Raw genomic sequence first — 17,390 nt, 5'->3', positions numbered from 1 at the left:
GCTGCCGCTATGGATTCTCGAATTTCTGCAGGCTTACTCGGTGGTGCTAAAGGCGCCATCGATTCGGGCTCATACAACGATCTGAACCGCCTTCAGCAGTTCAAAGTGGGCGGTGATAACGAGGAAAACATCAAGAAGGTGGCTCAGGAGTTTGAGTCGCTGTTTTTGAACGAAATGCTCAAGGCTATGCGTTCTGCCAACGAGGTATTTGCTGAAGGTAATTACCTCAACAGCAGCGAAGGCAAAACCTATCAAGATATGTATGACCAGCAGCTGTCAGTGACCATGGCCAGCAGCAATAACGGCATAGGTCTGGCCGATGTACTGACCCGTCAGCTATCCAAGATCAAGAACGTCAGTGACCGTCCGAATCCGTTTGCTCAGGTCAATGAGCCGGTTCCGGCGGCACCGGGCAAACCGATGGAAAAAGCTGGGTTTGCTGACGCTAGCCGTGATGACACCTCGCTGCTCAATCAGCGTCGTCTGTCTTTGCCGGGCAAACTGACTGATCGCTTGCTGGCTGGCATCGTGCCGACTGCGGGTGATGAGGCCAACACGCTGAGCAAAGAGGATTGGATTCCAGCTAAGAGCTTTGCCGCTCCGGGTGACAAGGTATTGAGCATTAACGGTGCTGACGCGATTACTGGTCGCCGCTTGGCGCAGCCGCCGCTGGCACCGGGCAAGGCTGCATTCGGTTCTAAAGAAGAATTTATTGCCACCATGCTGCCGCTGGCTGAACAAGCGGCTGACAAGATTGGTGTCGACCCGCGTTATCTGGTGGCGCAGGCCGCGCTTGAGACCGGTTGGGGCAAATCAGTTATCCGCCAGCAAGATGGCAGCAGCAGTCACAACCTGTTTGGCATTAAGAGTCATAACAGTTGGGGCGGTGAGTCGGCCCGTGTAGTGACCACTGAATACGTGAATGGCAAGCCGGTGAAAGAGTCCGCATCGTTCCGTGCGTATGCCTCTTACGCCCACAGTTTTGATGACTATGTGAGTTTCCTGCAGGGCAACCAACGCTATGAAAGGGCGCTGGCCAATACCCACAAGCCCGAGCAATTTGCCCAGGAACTGCAAAAGGCCGGTTATGCGACTGACCCTAACTACGCCCGCAAGATTGCCCAGATAGCCCGGCAGATGCAGACCTACCAAACCGTTGCGGCCGTGACTGTGCCGCCAGCAAAAGGTTGATGAACAATGGCTGACTTACTCCAAATCGGCTTGTCCGGTCTGAGCGCCAATAAAACTTCACTGGCGGTTACCGGCCACAACATCACCAACGTGAACACGCCGGGCTTTTCCCGGCAAAGCACGATTCAGTCGACACAGACACCGCAGTTCAGTGGTGCAGGGTTTATCGGCACCGGCACAACGCTGGCGGATGTGCGTCGAATCTATAACGAGTTCCTGACAAATCAGGTGCGTAGCAGCACGGCGCTGAACAGCGATGCGCAGTCGTACCTGAGCCAGATCAGCCAGCTCGACTCGTTGCTGGCAGGCACCACCACCGGGATCACGCCGGGCATGCAGAAGCTGTTCGCAGCTTTGCAGACGGCTGCAGAGGATCCTTCTGATTTGCCGGCGCGGCAGCTGGTGCTGTCTGAAGCCGAAGGCCTGGCCAAGCGTTTCAATACCGTCTACGACCGTCTGAATGAGCAGAACGCATTTGTTAACAAGCAGATGTCGGCCATCAGTGATCAGGTCAATCAGCTGGCTACCTCAATCGCCAAGCTGAATGACGCGATCGCCACAGCAGCTGCATCCGGCAGCGCGCCGAACGACTTGCTGGATTCCCGTGAAGAGGCAATCCGTCAGCTGTCGACCTTCGTTGGTGTGTCGGTGGTGGCGCAGGATGACAACAGCTACAACGTCTTTGTCGGTTCAGGTCAGCCCCTGGTGGTTGGCAACAAGGCGGCGCGTCTGGAGGTGGTGCCTGGCACTAAAGATCCGATGCGCAACGAGGTGCAGTTTGTCAGCGGCAACTCGCGCCAGACCATCACCAGCATGGTCACAGGCGGTGAAATGGGCGGGCTTATCCGCTACCGCGAAGATGTACTGGACAACACCCTCAATTCCATCGGCCGCCTCGCGCTGTCTGTTACTGATCAGATGAACCGTCAGCTCGGTCAGGGGCTGGACCTCAACGGCGAATTCGGCCGAGGTCTGTTCCGTGATATCAACGATCCAGAACTGACCAAGCTGCGCAGCCTTGCTCAGGTGGGTAACTACGACGGTGACGCCAACCTCAATGTGTTGATCACTGACACTAATTTGCTGACCACCAGTGATTACGAAGTCACCTTCACCAGCGCATCAGAATTCACAGTGCGCCGTTTGGATGACGGCAAGGACTTCGGCCCGTTTGATGTAGGCTCGGTGCCGCCTGCCGAGTTCGATGGGCTGTCGATCAACATCAATGCCGGTAGCGTTGTGGATGGTGATAAGTTCCGCCTGATCCCGACCCGCAATGCGGCGCAAGGCATCCGCGCGGATATGAAACAGCCGGAGGAGCTGGCCTTTGCTTCGCCGCTGAAATCTGAGGTCAGCCCGGCTAACGTCGGTACCGGCACCATCAGTCAGCCGACACTGAAAACCCAGATTGATATTTACGACCCAGACGCCAAAACCTGGGTTGAAGACAGCCTGCGTCAACAGCCACCCGTTCGCATTGTGATGGGGCCGGAGCCGACTGTAGCGGGTGGCTTGCAAACATTTGATGTGTACGACACGGCCGGTAATATCCTGTACAGCAACAGCATTACGCCAGGTCAGAACAACACCATCGAGATCACCATTCCGCCGGAAGTCGGTCCGCCGTATCTGGAAGAGTTCACCTACACCGTGGACATTGGTGGTCGGCCGAAGGCAGGCGACAGTTTCTCCGTGTCGTTTAACACCAATGGCGTCTCCGATAACCGCAACGCCTTGCAGTTGATTGATCTGCAGAAGCGCCCGGTTATCGGCGTTAATCCGCTATCGCCGGAAACCACTGGGGCCAGCTTCAATGATGCTTACGGTGATCTGGTTGAACGTGTCGGTACTCTGACCAGCCAGGCGCGGGTGGATGGTGAAGCGAATACCGCGATCCTCAAACAGGCTACCGACAACCGGGATTCGGTGTCGGCGGTGAACCTGGATGAAGAGGCGGCAAACCTGATCAAGTTTGAGCAGTACTACCAAGCATCGGCACAGATTATTCAAGTTGCCCGCAGCCTGTTCGATACATTGATTAATTCATTCTGATGGGCTGCTGCGGCAGCCTGTAGAGTTTCGAGGTTAGCAATATGGTTATGCGCATTTCTTCGCTGCAGGCCTTCAATAACGGGGTAGGTGGCCTGGGCCGCAACTACTCCAATGTGATCCGCACGCAGGAGCAGATCAGCAGCGGCAACCGTATTCTGACGCCGGCGGATGACCCGGTTGCCTCCGTGCGCCTGATGCAGCTGGAGCAGCAGGCCTCTATGTTGGGCCAGTACAAAGCCAACCTGACGGCGGCTAAGAACAGCCTGACGCAGGAAGAGGCAACTCTGAACTCAGTCAACACTGTTATGCAGCGTATCCGTGAGCTGGCTGTGCAAGCGGGTGGTGGGGCTCTGTCTGCAGAAGACCGCAATTCTCTGGCTCAAGAGCTAGCGGAGCGTGAGGATGAACTGCTTAACCTGATGAACACGCGCAACGCCCGGGGCGAGTACCTGTTCAGCGGTAACTTGGGGAAGACTCAACCCTTCACCCGTAACCCGGACGGCACTTACTCCTATCACGGTGATGAAGGCCAGCGCAGCTTGCAGGTGGCGTCCTCGACCACGGTTGCGATCAATGACAACGGCAAAAGCTTGTTTCAGTCCGTCACCAATGCCAACCGCGTGCAGGGGGAGGGCGGTGTAGACAACCCCAACCTACCCATGCCGCCGTTGCAGTCCACATCGTTTGCTGCCAAACCAGCCGATGAGCAGCGCATGTTTATTTCGCCCGGCCTGGTGCAGGACAACAAGCTCTACAACAGCCAGTTCCGCGAGGGCGAGCCTTATTCGATGGTGATGGTCAGCGGCACTGAGTTCGCCATGTACGATAAGGATGGCAACGATGTGACTTCCGACATTAAAGGCGGTGGGCGAATTGATCCAAACGCCAGTAGCGGCAATGTGATCGACTTTCGCGGCATGCGCTTCCAGTTGGATGTGATCCTCAAAGACGGGGACAACCCGAAGGACATGGACAGGCTGTTGGCCGACACAGAAACACCGGGCACTCCCGGAACTCACAGCTTTACGCTGTCCTCCGTGCCGACTGATTTTTCAACCAGTCGTTCATCAGGCAACACCTCATCTGCGCGGCTGGTCCCGCAAGGCATCACTAATACGCCCGTGTTCAACAGTCAGTTCCCGACCTCAGGTGTGATGATGCGCTACAACGGGACTGATTTTGAGGTGTTTGCTCAGCCTTACAAAGCAGGTAACCCAGTGTTGCAAACGGCTCCGGTAATGGCTGGGCCGCCTGATACGGTCGAGGTGCTTGGCGTTACCTTGCAGGTTAATGACACGCTGGCAGCAGGTGATCAGTTCACGGTCATGCCGCAGTTCCAGGAGCAGCGCAGCATTCTCGACACCGTCAGCCGTTTGCGTCAGGCGCTGGAGTCGATGCCGGATTCGCCCAACGGCAACCTGGCGATTCGTGATGAAGTGGCTATAGCCCTGACCAACATTGATAACGGTATTGGTAACGTGCTGGGCGTGCAGACGCAGATTGGCGCGCGCCTGAATCTGATCGATACCACGCAAACCGACAATGAGGACGTGACCTTGGTAAACAAGGCCGTTCAGGCTGATTTGCGTGAGCTGGACTACGCCGAAGCATTGTCGCGTTTGTCGTTCCAGACCATCGTGCTTGAGGCGGCGCAACAGAGTTATGTGAAGATTGCCAGCCTCAACCTGTTTAACCAGTTGCGTTGATACCTGAAACAAGAAGCCCGCCAAATGGCGGGCTTCTTGTTAGTGCGGTCTGACCAAATGTTTGAACTGCTCTTCCAGGTTTTTAACCAGCCGGGGCGTATCAAACAGCACGCCATTTTTACGGACGCCGTCCAGCTGCTTGCGCATGGCCTTGAGCTTGTCCGGTGAGTTGGCCAGTGCTACGGCTTGTTCTTCGTAGCTGGCTACATCATAGGTAATCAGCTCGGGCATACCCGCGGCAGTCAGTAGCGCACCGGCCATGCGTGAAGCAAAGGTTTTACCGGTGCGGGTGAGCACCGGCAGGCCCATCCACAGCGCATCGTTGGCGGTGGTGCCAGCGTTGAACGGGTAGGTGTCTAGGAACAGATCGGCTACAGCAAAACGCGCGAGATAATCCTCTGGTGATACGCGTGGCGCGAATATCAGCCGGGTCATATCGATGCCTGCACCTTGCGCATGGGCAATGAGGTTGGCCTGCGCCCACGGGTTGTCCGCCAGCAACCACAACACCGAATTAGGCGTGCGCTTCAGGATTCGCATCCAGCAGTCGAACATCTCTTCAGTGAACTTGTAGTTGTTGTTGAACGAGCAGAACACCACTGCGCCTTCCGGCAGGCCGCAGCTGCTGCGGGTTGGGATGGCCGCGTGTTTACGTTTACGGTCGCTGGACTGGTAGACGTCCGGCAAGTACAGCGGTTTTTCTGAGTAGTACTGAGCCTGGTCTTCCGGGATCAGGAATTTGTCCGCTATCACGTAATCGATTGATGGCAGGCCGGTGGTGGCTGGCAGACCCAGGTAGGTGATCTGGATCGGAGCAGGGCGCAGCGCGACTATGGCGGGGCGTGCACCAAGGGTTTGCCCTTGCAGGTCGATCAAGATGTCGATTTCGTGCTGGCGGATCAGCTGCGCAGCGGCTTCATCACTGAGGTGGTGAATGCGCTCGAAATGATCCATCGCCTTGATCACGCGCTGACGGATGGGCGAGCCATCTTCGCGGCTCCAGTCAAAGCCATACACCTCAAACTGGTCACGATTGTGCAGTTCGAACAGTTCCACCGTGAGCTGAGCAACCGGGTGCAGGCAGAAGTCTGAGGAGCAGTAAGCAATGCGCAGCTTCTTGTGCTTGTACGGCTTTTCCGGTGCCAGTTTGTGAGTCACCGGAGCCATTTTGTTGCGCACATAATTCTGGGCGGCAATCAGCTGCTGCTGCGGGTCTTCGGAGATGCTGATCATTGCCATGGCCGAGGTGTACTCGCGCTGCATGGCTTCCGGAAGTCCGGGCAATGGTTCGTAAACCGGCCACACGCACTGTTTGGCGCGCAGGAAGACCCAGTGGTGGATCACATCCGGTTGATTGGGCTCAATACGCAGGCTTTTGGTGAGCGAGTGCAAGGCATCTGCAAGCCGGCCTTGTTCTTCATAATGACGGCCCAAGTTGTTCACTGCCATTAACAGGAACTGGCGTTGTTCAGGGTCGCTGGCGTCGGCATGGGTTTCAATCCATTGCCACTGGGCGGTAGCAATGTCGAACTGGCCCAGGCGTTCATGCACCAAGCCCAGGTTAAAGCGAGGTTGCAGAAAATCAGGTGCCAAGCGTATGGCCCGGCTATAGACCTCACCTGCTCCGGCGTAATCCCCTTCGTTGAACAGGATCACGCCCAGGTTGAACAGGGCAAGGTGGTCGTGGGTGGTGCGGTTACGTTTGAGCCAGGTCTGGTACAGAACAGCAGCCAGCGGCGCGTTTTGTTCGCTGAGTTGGTTACAGAGCTCTAACAGTTGGAGTAAACCCAACTGTCCGTTCCAGGCTTGAAGCGTGGCCTGAGCGAAGTCTGGCTGTGTTGTCTGAGGCAGGGCGTTCTTCTTGGCCATTTATGTCCAGTTCATCAGAAAACGGGCGATAACAGGCTGGATGGCAAAATTGCCGTCCAGCCTGCCGCTCAACTCAATCAGGAGATGCCGAGGGTATCCAGATCGTCCGCGGACAGAATCTCCTTGAGGAAGTCGGTTTGCGCAGTGGTCAGTGCACTGAGATCCACTTTCTCGAGTTTGGCGACTCCCAAGTGCTCGAGTTGATCATTGGTGAACTGACTGACTTGACTTGCGTTGAGCGCACCTAGCGCAGCGTCATTCATGCCCTGAAGCTGAGTTTTGCTCAGCTCTTTGATGTTGTCAGACGTGATTGCCTTGATGCTGGCGGATGCCAATCCGTTGATCTGCGCTGCAGTCAGGGTGGCTGTCTGGCTGGCGGACATAGCACCCACCTGGCCAGCGCTGATGTGGGCCATTTGCGCGGGCGTCAGCGCTTCGATCTGGCTGTTCAGCAGAGCACCGAAGCTGGCGTTGGAGATCTTCTCCAACTGGCCCTGTGTCAGCACTTCTACTTGTTCAGTTGTCAGTGCGCGCAGTTGTACGTCGGTCAGCTTGGCGATCTGATCTGCACTGAGCCCCTTGTTAGCGTCGGTAACGCCGCTGACATTAAGGGCTGCGATCTGATCAACAGTGAGCTGATCAACCCGATCACCCAACTGGCGCAGCAACGACAGATTGCCTCCTGTAGACGCTGTCAGTTCAGTCAACAGCTGCGTGTCATCCAGGGCTTTGAGTTGCTCGTCACTCAAACCAGCAACTTGGTTGGTGCTCAGTGCGCCAATGCTGGTGGCGGAGAGGCCGCTGATTTGGGTCACAGACAGGTCTTTGATGTCGTCGCCGGTGAGTTTTTTCACAATGGCAGCAACTTGCGCGTCGTCCAGCGCTTGCACTTGCTCAGAACTCAGGCCTTTGACCTGGTTATAGGTCAGCTCGCTCAATTTGGTAGCGGATAGCCCGCTGATCTGCCCTGAGGTGAAGTGGCTGATATCAGCTGCACCCAGATCTGCAATGGCAGCCATTTGGGTCGAATCCATCGCGCGCAACTGGTTCTGGGTGAACTTGGACACCTGATCGTTGGTCAGGCTGATCAGCTGATCCGTATTCAGGCTCTTAACTTGAGTAGTGGTGAGCTGGCTGATCTGGTCGGTTGTCAGGTTATTCAGGATGGCATTCAGGCGAGTGCTATCCAGCGCACGAATTTGGGTGTTGGTCAGATCTTTCACCTGAGCAGAAGTCAGCCCCTGCATTTTCGACGCGCTAAGGGCGTTCAGCTGAGTCGTGTTGAGGGCTTTCAGATCAATGCCATCAATGCTGGCAACCTGGCCTGCGCTGAGGCCAGCTAACTGGCCGGTGCTCATGACACGCATCTGGTCGCTGCTGAGGTCTTTGATCTGGTTGTACGACATCAGCGCCAGCTGAGTGGTTTGCAGTGCGCGAACCTGGCTGGTAGTCAGCGCCGAGGTATCCAGTTCGGCGACTTGGGTGTCAGTCAGCTCTTTGATCTGCTGATCTTTCAGTCTGGCTTGGACGTTAGCGATGTCTTCTGACTCAAGGGCTTTGACCTGGTCACTGGTCAGTGCGCGGATCTGCTGAGTCGTCAACGCGTTGACCTGAGCGCTGGTCATGTTACGCACGTGCTCTGTGCTGAGGTTGCTGATTTGAGCGGTGGTCAGCGCTTTGACCGAAGTAGTGCTCAATGCTTTCAGAGCTTCAGCAGACAGGCTGTTGAGCTGGTTGGTTTTGAGCGCACGCAGTTGGTTGGTTTCCATGGCCCCAATCTGAGTGGCGGACATGGCTGCAACTTGCTCGTCGGTCAATGAGCCAACCTGAGTAGTGCTCAGGGCTTTGATTTGATCAGTGTCCAGACTTTGAACTTGCTCAATGGTCAGTTGTGCAACCTGACTGGTTTGCAGTTTGGTGCCCAAGGCTTTGATGTCTTGAGTTTCCAGTGCCTGGATCTGGCTGCTATTAAGCGCTTTGACTGCCGCTGCGGTCAGTTTTGCAGCCTGATCATCTTCTAGACTGGTGATTTGGTCAGCGGTCAATGCTGCCACTTGCTCTGTACGCAGGGCTGCAATTGCAGCCGTGCTCAAGGCCTTGATCTGCTCACCGCTGAGTACGCTGATGCCGTTGGTGCCGGTACCCAGTGCACGCACCTGTGCAGTGGTCATGTTGGCCAGATGGTCGGTGCTTAATGCTTTGAGATGCTCACCACTGAGTGCTGCAACTTGTGCCGTTGTCAGTGACTTGAACTGCGTTGTGGTCAACGCCTGGACCTGTTCTGTGGTCAGGTGCTGGATTTGACCGGAAGTGAGGGCCTTGGAAAGCTTGGCGATTGTTTCGGCATTCATCAACTTCAGCTGACCGCTTGTGAGGCTTTGTGCGGCTTTGCTGTTAAGTTTTTCAGCTTGGGTTGTGGTCAGCGCCTGGACTTGGTCTGTAGTCAGTGCCTGAATCTGATCGGTACGCAGGGCCGCAATGGCGGACGTCGAGAGCGAAGCAATCTGTTCGTTGCTCAGTGTTTGGAGCGAGCTGTTACCGATTGCACGAATTTGCGCCGAGGTCAGAGAAGCTGTCTGATCGGTGGTCAGGCTCTGCAATTGAGTATTACTGAGGCTGGCCACTTGAGCAGTGGTAAGCGCCATGATTCCGTTGGCACTGAGCGCAGCAATTTGGTTAGATTCAAGTGCCTTAATGCCGTCATCATCATGGCCTAATGCGCGCACTTGGGCGGTAGTCAGGGCACCCAGTTGATCATCAGTCAGGGCCTTGAGCTGGTTCGAACCCAGCGCCGTAATCTGGGCGTTGGTCATGGCGCGGATTGCACCGGTGCTCAGGGAGCTGATCTGATTGGGTTCAAGTGCCTGGATGCGGTCGTTCTTCAGGGCTTTAATCTGGGCTGGCAGCAATCCTGAGAGCTGCTCATCTGACAAAGCTTTGATCTGGCCGGCGGTCAAGGCTGCAACCTGTTGGGTCGACATGGTCTGCAGGCTGTCTACGGACAGGGCCTTGACTTGGTCGGTGGTGAATGCACCCACCTGTGCAGCGGTCAGGAATCGGGTCTGGTTAGGAGACAGGCTACGTATCTGACTGTCGTCCAGTGCCTGAATCTGGTTGGTCTTAAGTGCTCTGACTTGGGTCCCGGTCAGGGCGCCCAATTGTTCAGAGGTCATAACTTGCAGCTGATCTGTGGTCAGCGTGGAGACCTGCTTGGCGCTCAGGCTGGCAATCTGCGCAGTGCCCAGGATGTCGATGGCATCCAGTTGCGCAGGCTTGAGGGCTTGGATCTGCGCAGAGGTCAACGAGCCGATTTGCTCTTCGGACATGGAGCGCAGCTGTTCAACAGTCAGTTGACCGATCTGGCGGGTCGAGAGCTGCTGAATCTGATAAGTGCTCAGCACATTAACGGCATCCAGTTGAGCCGCAGTCAGGGCCTGGACCTGGGTTTTGGTCAAGGCAGAGTCATCAGCATCTTCTTCCAGCGCACGCAACTGGTCTGCACTCAGCGCGGCCAACTGCTGGGCAGTGAGCTTCTGCACCTTGTCCAGATCATCGTTGATGGCATCAATTTGCGCATAGGTCAGGCTGGCAATCTGCTTGGTATCCAGGCTGCGCAACTGAGCGCTGGTGAAGTTCCTGACTTGGCCTGAGGTCAGGCCGTATTCAATCTGATAATCAGAGAAGGCTTTGATCTGTGATGCACTGAGTTTAACGATGACGTCTTCGCTAATCGCCTTTACTTGTTCAGCGGAAAACATCTGAATCTGTTGGGCTGACAGTGTCTTAATTGCGCCAGAGCCTGCACTTCGAATCTGCTCTGTGCTCAGGCTAACGATCTGATCAAGCGTGTAGGACTTAAAGCTCGTAATTGTTGTGCTCATTGTGTGCTGCCCTCTGATTATCAGATGCACAAGCCCGTTCTTGTTTTTCAGGCTTATTAATTGTTGCCCCAAGCTATTTTGGGGGAGAGTCGGCTGGGAAATCGGCAGATTGTCGAACAACTTTAACGTAAAAAATAAAATAGTGGCACTGAGCTATCTTTTGGCAGGAGTGTCATTCTGTAAGCGGGATGTCTACAGCAAGGTTTGCAGCGAGGCTGTTCGGGTTGATTTTTTTTTTAACAGCATCTGGCCTGATTCGATGGGCGCAGTGGTGCTTTTCGAGTGCCCTGTCGTTGCTCTTAGGGCGACGGGCGAACACTAAGCGGGTTGGCCAAGGGAGTTGGCGGGATATTTGCAGAGAACCACCCAAACTGTGCTTAGCGTCAGAACACTGACATTTGCACCCTGACCAAGACGTTCGAGCGAGTGCTCGCGGGCTTGGTTTATCTAGCTAGCACGCATGGGATTGAAGGGGAGTGGTGGCATGAGCCAAGAAGCTGTCGCGGGTCAGCGCAATTACCTTGAGGTACTGAACATACTGCATGAGCAGTTGTTACCGGACCTTTATATGGAAGTGGGCGTACGCAACGCCGGGAGCCTGAGTCTGGCCAAAGGCTGCGCAGTGGGAATTGACCCGCTCAAGCAGTTCACTAAAGAGCTTCCCGCCACAACGCTGTTCTATGAGATGACCAGCGATGACTTTTTTGCTGCTGCAAAAAACAGCAACATCGAAGAGAAGGTGGATCTGGCCTTTATTGATGGCATGCACCTGTTCGAATACGCACTGCGTGACTTCATTAATATTGAGGCGTATGCGACTCCTTGGACTGTGGTGGTCCTGGATGACATGTGCCCCAACCACCCGGCTCAGGCTGCCCGGGATCGCAAGACCACAGTGTGGACTGGCGATGTCTGGAAACTGCGCGACTGCCTCAAGCGCTACCGCCCGGATCTGGTTCAGATTCTGTTGGATACATGGCCCAGTGGCTTGCTGCTGATTATTGGCCTGGACCCTTCCAATACCGCGCTGAGCGATAACTATGAAACCATCCTCAAGGAGTACGTCCATAACGACCTGGCTGTACCTGAAGGGGTGCTGCGTAGGGAAGGTGCGATGGCTCCAAATAATGAACTGATTGTCTCCACCTGCGAGTTGATTAAAACCGTCAGGACCTCTCACGAGCCACAAGAACAGATGCATAAACTGCGCAAGCTGCTGGCGTGGAGAGGACTATGAAAAAACTCTCTGTCATTGTTGTGGCGTTCAATATGGAGCGTGAACTTCCACGCACCGTGCAGTCCCTCTCGCCGCAGCTACAGCAGGGCATCAGTGCCGATGATTACGAAATCATCGTAGTGGATAACGGTTCGGCCGAGCCTGTGCCGCAGAGCGTGCTGAGTACTTGGGGCGCGGATGTGCGTTGTCTGCAGGTGGAAAAGCCGAACAAATCCCCTGTCGCGGCGGTAAACCTTGGCTTGGCTGAGGCCCGTGGCGAAGTGTGTGGAGTGATCGTAGACGGCGCACGTATGGTGACGCCGGGGCTGCTGGCCCGTGTGCTCAAAGCCAGGAACCTGCGCGAAGAGCCGGTGATTTCAACCGTAGGTTTCCATCTGGGGCCAGTCCATCAGTCGCGTAGTGTGGCGATGGGCTATGAGCAAAAGTTTGAAGACTTCCTGCTGGCATCCATCGACTGGGCCAAAGACCCGTATCGGCTGTTTGTTGTGTCCTGTTACGCCGGCTCGTCTCCGCGTGGCTGGTTCGGACCCACCAGCGAAAGCAATGCACTGTTCATGCTTAAGCAAACCTGGGAGCAGTTGGGCGGTTATGACCCTGCGTTTGAGCTGCCGGGGGGCGGATTGTGCAACTTGGATATATTCCGCCGCGCGCTGGAACTGCTGCCGCAGAACCTGATTGTGCTGTTGGGAGAAGGGACCTTCCATCAATTCCATGGCGGGACTTCATCCAATGATGAAGGCTCGAAGTGGGAGCTTTTTCACAGGGAGTACCAGAGCATCCGGGGGAAGAATTGGGAAATTCCTCATGTGCCTGTTGAGTATTTCGGAGCGGTACATCCTTACTCGCATGATCATCTGGCGTTATCGATCAATGCGCTGAAGGGCTGAAACGATTTCCACATGGTTTCGAGCAGGCATGAGCCTGGATATCTATCAACTCACTGGAAGGCTTTGATGTGAGCACTCGGTATAAGTTTGACGCTGAACACAATCTCTACACGCGCCCTGAGGCGAATCGCTTTAACTACAGTGACGGCGATGCGGTGGAGAACTTCCTCTATAACGTCATCAAGAACGCTGCGGATGTCTCCACAGGCTCTGAAGAGCTGCAGCAGCACATCAGCAACTGGCCGACGCTCTATCACCTGAGTCCGATGCGCGCCAACCTGTTCCGCCCGATTGCTGCCAGCCTGCAGGGTAAAAAGGTGCTGGAGCTGGGTTCAGGCTGCGGTGCAATCAGTCGCTTCCTGGGGGAGTCCGGGTGCGAGCTCACGTGTGTTGAAGGTAGCCTTCGTCGTGCCGGTATTACGGCAGCCCGTTGCCGCGACCTGAACAACGTCAAGGTCTACAACGACAACTTCCAGAACTTTGAAACCGACGAGCGTTTTGATGTCGTGACGCTGATCGGGGTGCTTGAGTACAGCCGCAAGTTTATTGGCGGTGAGGATCCAGTTGGCGCAGCGCTGGCCTTGGCGCGATCCTTCCTTAAACCGGACGGGGTTTTGCTGGTCGCGATTGAGAACAAGCTCGGTCTCAAGTACTGGGCCGGTGCCTACGAAGATCACCAGGGCGTGCCGTTCTATGGTATCGAAAGCCTGTATGGCGACGGCGAAGCGGTGACGTTCGGACGTCGCGATTTGGCCCGCATTCTTAAGCAGGCCGATTTCTCTGAGCTTGAGTTTTTCTATCCGTACCCAGATTACAAACTGCCTTCGATGGTGCTCACCGAGCGTGCCCTCGAGCAGCGCGATGACGTACTGGTCAACCTGCTTTCCGGCGTATTTGCGCCGGTGCAAGGGGCGAACTATCAGCGCACGTTCTCCGAAGGCGCGGCTCAGCGCGGCCTGGTTGAAAACGGCCTGGTCGGTGATCTGGCAAACTCTTTCTTTATCGTTGCCAAGAAAGGCAGCGGTAACTGGACTGGTGACCCGGACGCTGTTGCGTTCACCTACTCTCAGGGCCGTCGTCGCCAGCTGAGTAAAGAAGTCAGCATCCATTGTGCGGGCACTGCACTGGAAGTGCGCCGCCAACTGCTTGATAGCCACGCCGCACTGCCAGCCTGGATGCAGTTCAGTCCGGTTGAGCCGCTGCATCAGGGTGAGTTGCTTTTCAACTCGCTGTTGACCCTGATGAACCGTGAAGGCTGGGGGGTGAGCGCTCTGGCCGAGTGGCTGCGTCCGTTGTCCCGCGTGCTGTTTAGTGCAGCCGTTGATAAGGGCGGTCGCACTGTGCTTCCCGGTCAATACTTTGATGCCACGCCGTTCAATCTGGTGCTTGATGCTGAAGGCAACGGCACACTGTTTGATCTGGAGTGGCAACTTTGGCCGGAGATTGATGTGGCACTGCCACTGTTCCGGGGCATGTTCCACAGTCTGGCGCGGATTGGCAGTGTTGCCCAGCCGATGGCCGATACTCCGCTGCATCTCGCCGAGCTGTCGTCGCGTGTGGTCAGCCAGCTAACGGGTAAACCGGTCGATGCCGATGCATTCCTGGCCCAGGAAGTTGAGTTCCAGCGTCAGGTTCAGTTGTTCCCCGGCAGCGTGGATGGCCTTAAAGCGTCCATGTTGGATGTGCGTTTGTCGCCGACCCGCTTACGTCAGGCCTTGCAACGCTATCTGGATCAGGGGGCACCAGCCCAGACTGTCAGTTTTACCGCGCCGCAAACAACGGCTGCTGAAGTCGACATTACCCGCACCTGGCTGGCCAACCGCTTGCCTACCGAGCAGGAGAACCAGCTGATTGCCGGTTACCTTGAGCAGCATCAGGGTGGGCCGCTGCTGGGTGTGGTCGTGGTCGATCTGGAAGGCGACAGTGCCAAGCTGATGACCACTATCAAGAGTCTTGGTCTGGATCGCTGCCTCTACGCCACGCTGAAAATTATCGTACTGACGCCTGCGAACGTGCCGCAGACCAGTCCCGCGGACAAGCTGCATTTCGTCAACATCGATCCGGCTGACTATGTGGCGCAGCTCAATAGCGTCATCAGTGAGAGCCAGGTTGGGTGGTTTATGCTCGCCCGCGCCGGTGAGGAGTTCACCCCAAGTGGTCTGATGATGGCTGCATTGGAGCTGATCCGGCAGCCGCAATGCCGGGCCTTGTATGGTGATGAAATGCACCGTCTGGCCAATGACGAACTCGGCGCAGCCCTGCGTCCGGGGTTCAACCTGGATTACCTGCTGAGCATGCCGGTAGTGATGGCGCACCACTGGCTGGTTAAGCGCGAGCTGTTTGTGGAGCTGGGCGGTTACTCTGCGGATCTGCCTGAGGCCATGGAGTTCGATCTGATCCTGCGCCTGATTGAACAGGATGGCCTGAACGGTCTGGGCCATGTCGCTGAGCCGCTTTTGATCACCGATGCGCCGCAGCTGCAGGACAATCCGCAAGAACAGGCTACGCTGCTGCGTCACCTGAACCTGCGCGGTTATGCGGCTGAGCTGCAGGAGCATCTGCCGGGCCGCTACCGCATCAATTATCAGCACCCCAACCAGCCACTGGTGTCGATCATCATTCCGACCAAAGACCAACTGCCTATGGTGCAGCGCTGTGTCGAGTCGCTGCTGGAGTTGACGCGTTACCAGAATTACGAAGTCATCATCGTCGACAACAACAGCGAAACCCCGGAAGCTCGCGAGTGGCTGCAAGGGATTATTGGCCTTAATGAGCCCAAGTTACGTGTCTTGCGCTATCCACACCCGTTCAACTACTCGGCCATTAACAACATGGCTGCCCGTGAAGCGCGCGGCGAGTACTTGGTTCTGCTGAACAACGACACAGCCATTATCGACGGGAACTGGCTGGACGAGTTGCTCAATCACGCTCAGCGACCGGAAGTGGGTATTGTTGGGGCCAAGCTGCTGTACCCAGACGGTCGCATTCAGCACGCCGGTGTGGTCTTGGGCCTGCGCGGGCCAGCGGACCATCCGTTTATTGGCTCGCCGGCGGATGCGCCGGGTTACATGCAGCGCATGCAAGTGGTGCAGAACTACACCGCTGTGACTGCTGCCTGCCTGATGATTCGCCGTGAAGTGTACGAGCAGGTCGGTGGGTTGGATGAGGAGGTCTTCAAGGTTTCCTACAACGATGTGGATTTGTGCCTGAAGTCCCGTCAGGCCGGCTATTTGACTGTATGGACACCATTTGCGCAGCTGTTACACGAAGGCAGCGTCAGCCAGAACAGTGTGGATACTGCCGCCGCTGAGGCCAAACTCAAGCGTTTTGTGTCTGAGCAGGATGCGATGTACGAGCGCTGGGTGTCTGTCCTCGCCCGCGATCCCGCTTACAACGCAAACCTGTCACTTAACGGCGTGGGTTTTGAAATCGAGCCTGATTTCAAGCTGACCTGGCGTCCGCTGAGCTGGCGTCCGCTCCCTGTGGTGTTGGCTCATCCGGCTGATGGGCATGGTTGTGGTAATTACCGCGTCATACTGCCGTTCAAAGCCCAGCAACAGGCTGGTCTGGCTGACGGTATGTTGTCTGCCGGCCTGTTACATGTGGCTGACCTTGAGCGTTACAACCCGGATGTCATCGTGCTGCAACGTCAGATTGGCGATGAACGTCTTGAGGCCATGCGTCGTATCCAGAAGTTCTCGCGTGCTTACAAGGTTTATGAGTTGGATGACTATCTGCCTAACCTCCCGCTTAAAAACATGCACCGTGAGCAGATGCCCAAGGATATTTTGAAATCCTTGCGCAAAGGCTTGGGTTTTGTAGACCGCTTTGTGGTGTCAACCGAGCGCCTGGCAGATGCGTTTTCAGGTCTGCACGGTGAAATCAAAGTGGTTGAAAACCGCTTGGCCCCGCAGTGGTGGGAAGGGCTATCAAGTCAGCGCAGGCAAGGTAATAAGCCGCGAGTAGGCTGGGCCGGCGGCGTGAGCCATACCGGCGACTTGGAGATGATCGCTGACGTGGTGAAAGAGCTCGCCAATGAAGTGGAATGGGTGTTCTTCGGTATGTGTCCGGCCAAACTTCGCCCCTACATTCACGAATTCCACCCAGGTGTCGATATAGCTAAGTATCCGGCGATGTTAGCTAGCTTAAATCTGGATCTGGCGCTTGCACCTGTCGAGCAAAACCTCTTCAACGAGTGCAAGAGCAACCTGCGTCTCCTTGAATATGGCGTATGTGGGTACCCGGTCATTTGTAGCGATCTGGCTTGCTATCAGGGTGATTTCCCGGTCACTCGGGTGAAAAATCGCTTTAAGGATTGGGTCGATGCAATCCGTGCTCATATCCGTGATTTGGATGCGACTGCAAGGATGGGAGATCAGTTGCAGGCGCGTGTGCTCAGCGACTGGATGCTCGACGAAAACGCAGCCAGGAACTGGCTACAGGCTTGGTCTGGCCAATAGCGGTGTGGCCAACACTACGCCTTGACTGAAGTAGTGTTGGTCGGAGCCGTCTAGAGACTGTTGCAGCTAATAAAGGAGGCCTTAAATGAGCCTCCAACCGCCTTGGT

At 55.9% G+C, this 17,390-nt stretch carries 8 protein-coding genes; 6 read left to right on the top strand and 2 right to left on the bottom strand.

Features of this window, described 5'->3' with window-relative positions:
• Window positions 1-9 precede the first annotated feature (9 nt).
• The 3 genes from flgJ to AO726_RS02165 are packed head-to-tail and all read left to right on the top strand — an operon-like array spanning window position 10 to window position 4,949.
• Window positions 10-1,191 (top strand): flagellar assembly peptidoglycan hydrolase FlgJ, encoded by a 1,182-nt coding sequence (flgJ, locus tag AO726_RS02175; protein ID WP_058066404.1) that lies wholly within the window; start codon window positions 10-12, stop codon window positions 1,189-1,191.
• Window positions 1,192-1,197: 6 nt separating this feature from the next.
• The gene (gene flgK / locus AO726_RS02170) at window positions 1,198-3,243 is read left to right on the top strand and encodes a flagellar hook-associated protein FlgK (RefSeq protein WP_058066403.1); all 2,046 of its coding nucleotides are present in this window, start codon (window positions 1,198-1,200) and stop codon (window positions 3,241-3,243) included.
• A gap of 41 nt (window positions 3,244-3,284) precedes the next feature.
• A complete protein-coding gene (locus tag AO726_RS02165) occupies window positions 3,285-4,949 on the top strand; it encodes a flagellar hook-associated protein 3 (protein WP_058066402.1) in 1,665 nt (554 codons plus the stop codon).
• A 39-nt stretch (window positions 4,950-4,988) separates the two neighbouring features.
• On the opposite strand, the gene AO726_RS02160 is transcribed toward AO726_RS02165, so the two are convergent.
• Both AO726_RS02160 and AO726_RS02155 read right to left on the bottom strand, forming a co-directional pair.
• Complete coding sequence (locus tag AO726_RS02160) at window positions 4,989-6,818, bottom strand: O-linked N-acetylglucosamine transferase, SPINDLY family protein (protein WP_058066401.1); 1,830 nt, start codon at window positions 6,816-6,818, stop codon at window positions 4,989-4,991.
• A 77-nt stretch (window positions 6,819-6,895) separates the two neighbouring features.
• Window positions 6,896-10,699: a hypothetical protein gene (locus AO726_RS02155; protein ID WP_058066400.1), complete on the bottom strand. Its 3,804-nt coding sequence runs from the start codon at window positions 10,697-10,699 to the stop codon at window positions 6,896-6,898.
• Between the two features lie 484 nt (window positions 10,700-11,183).
• Between AO726_RS02155 and AO726_RS02150 the strand changes: the two genes are divergently transcribed.
• From AO726_RS02150 to AO726_RS02140, 3 genes are all read left to right on the top strand, one after another.
• The gene (locus AO726_RS02150; protein WP_058066399.1) at window positions 11,184-11,936 is read left to right on the top strand and encodes a class I SAM-dependent methyltransferase; all 753 of its coding nucleotides are present in this window, start codon (window positions 11,184-11,186) and stop codon (window positions 11,934-11,936) included.
• Entirely contained in the window at window positions 11,933-12,823 is an 891-nt protein-coding gene (locus AO726_RS02145) for a glycosyltransferase family 2 protein (RefSeq protein ID WP_058066398.1), read from the top strand. The genes AO726_RS02150 and AO726_RS02145 overlap by 4 nt, the downstream gene beginning before the upstream one ends.
• A gap of 68 nt (window positions 12,824-12,891) precedes the next feature.
• Window positions 12,892-17,283, top strand: a complete 4,392-nt coding sequence (locus AO726_RS02140; protein ID WP_058066397.1) for a glycosyltransferase — start codon at window positions 12,892-12,894, stop codon at window positions 17,281-17,283.
• Window positions 17,284-17,390: the final 107 nt, after the last annotated feature.

Source organism: Pseudomonas sp. TTU2014-080ASC, from assembly GCF_001446935.1.
Lineage (GTDB): Bacteria > Pseudomonadota > Gammaproteobacteria > Pseudomonadales > Pseudomonadaceae > Aquipseudomonas.
This window is presented reverse-complemented; position numbering and strand designations above follow the sequence as displayed.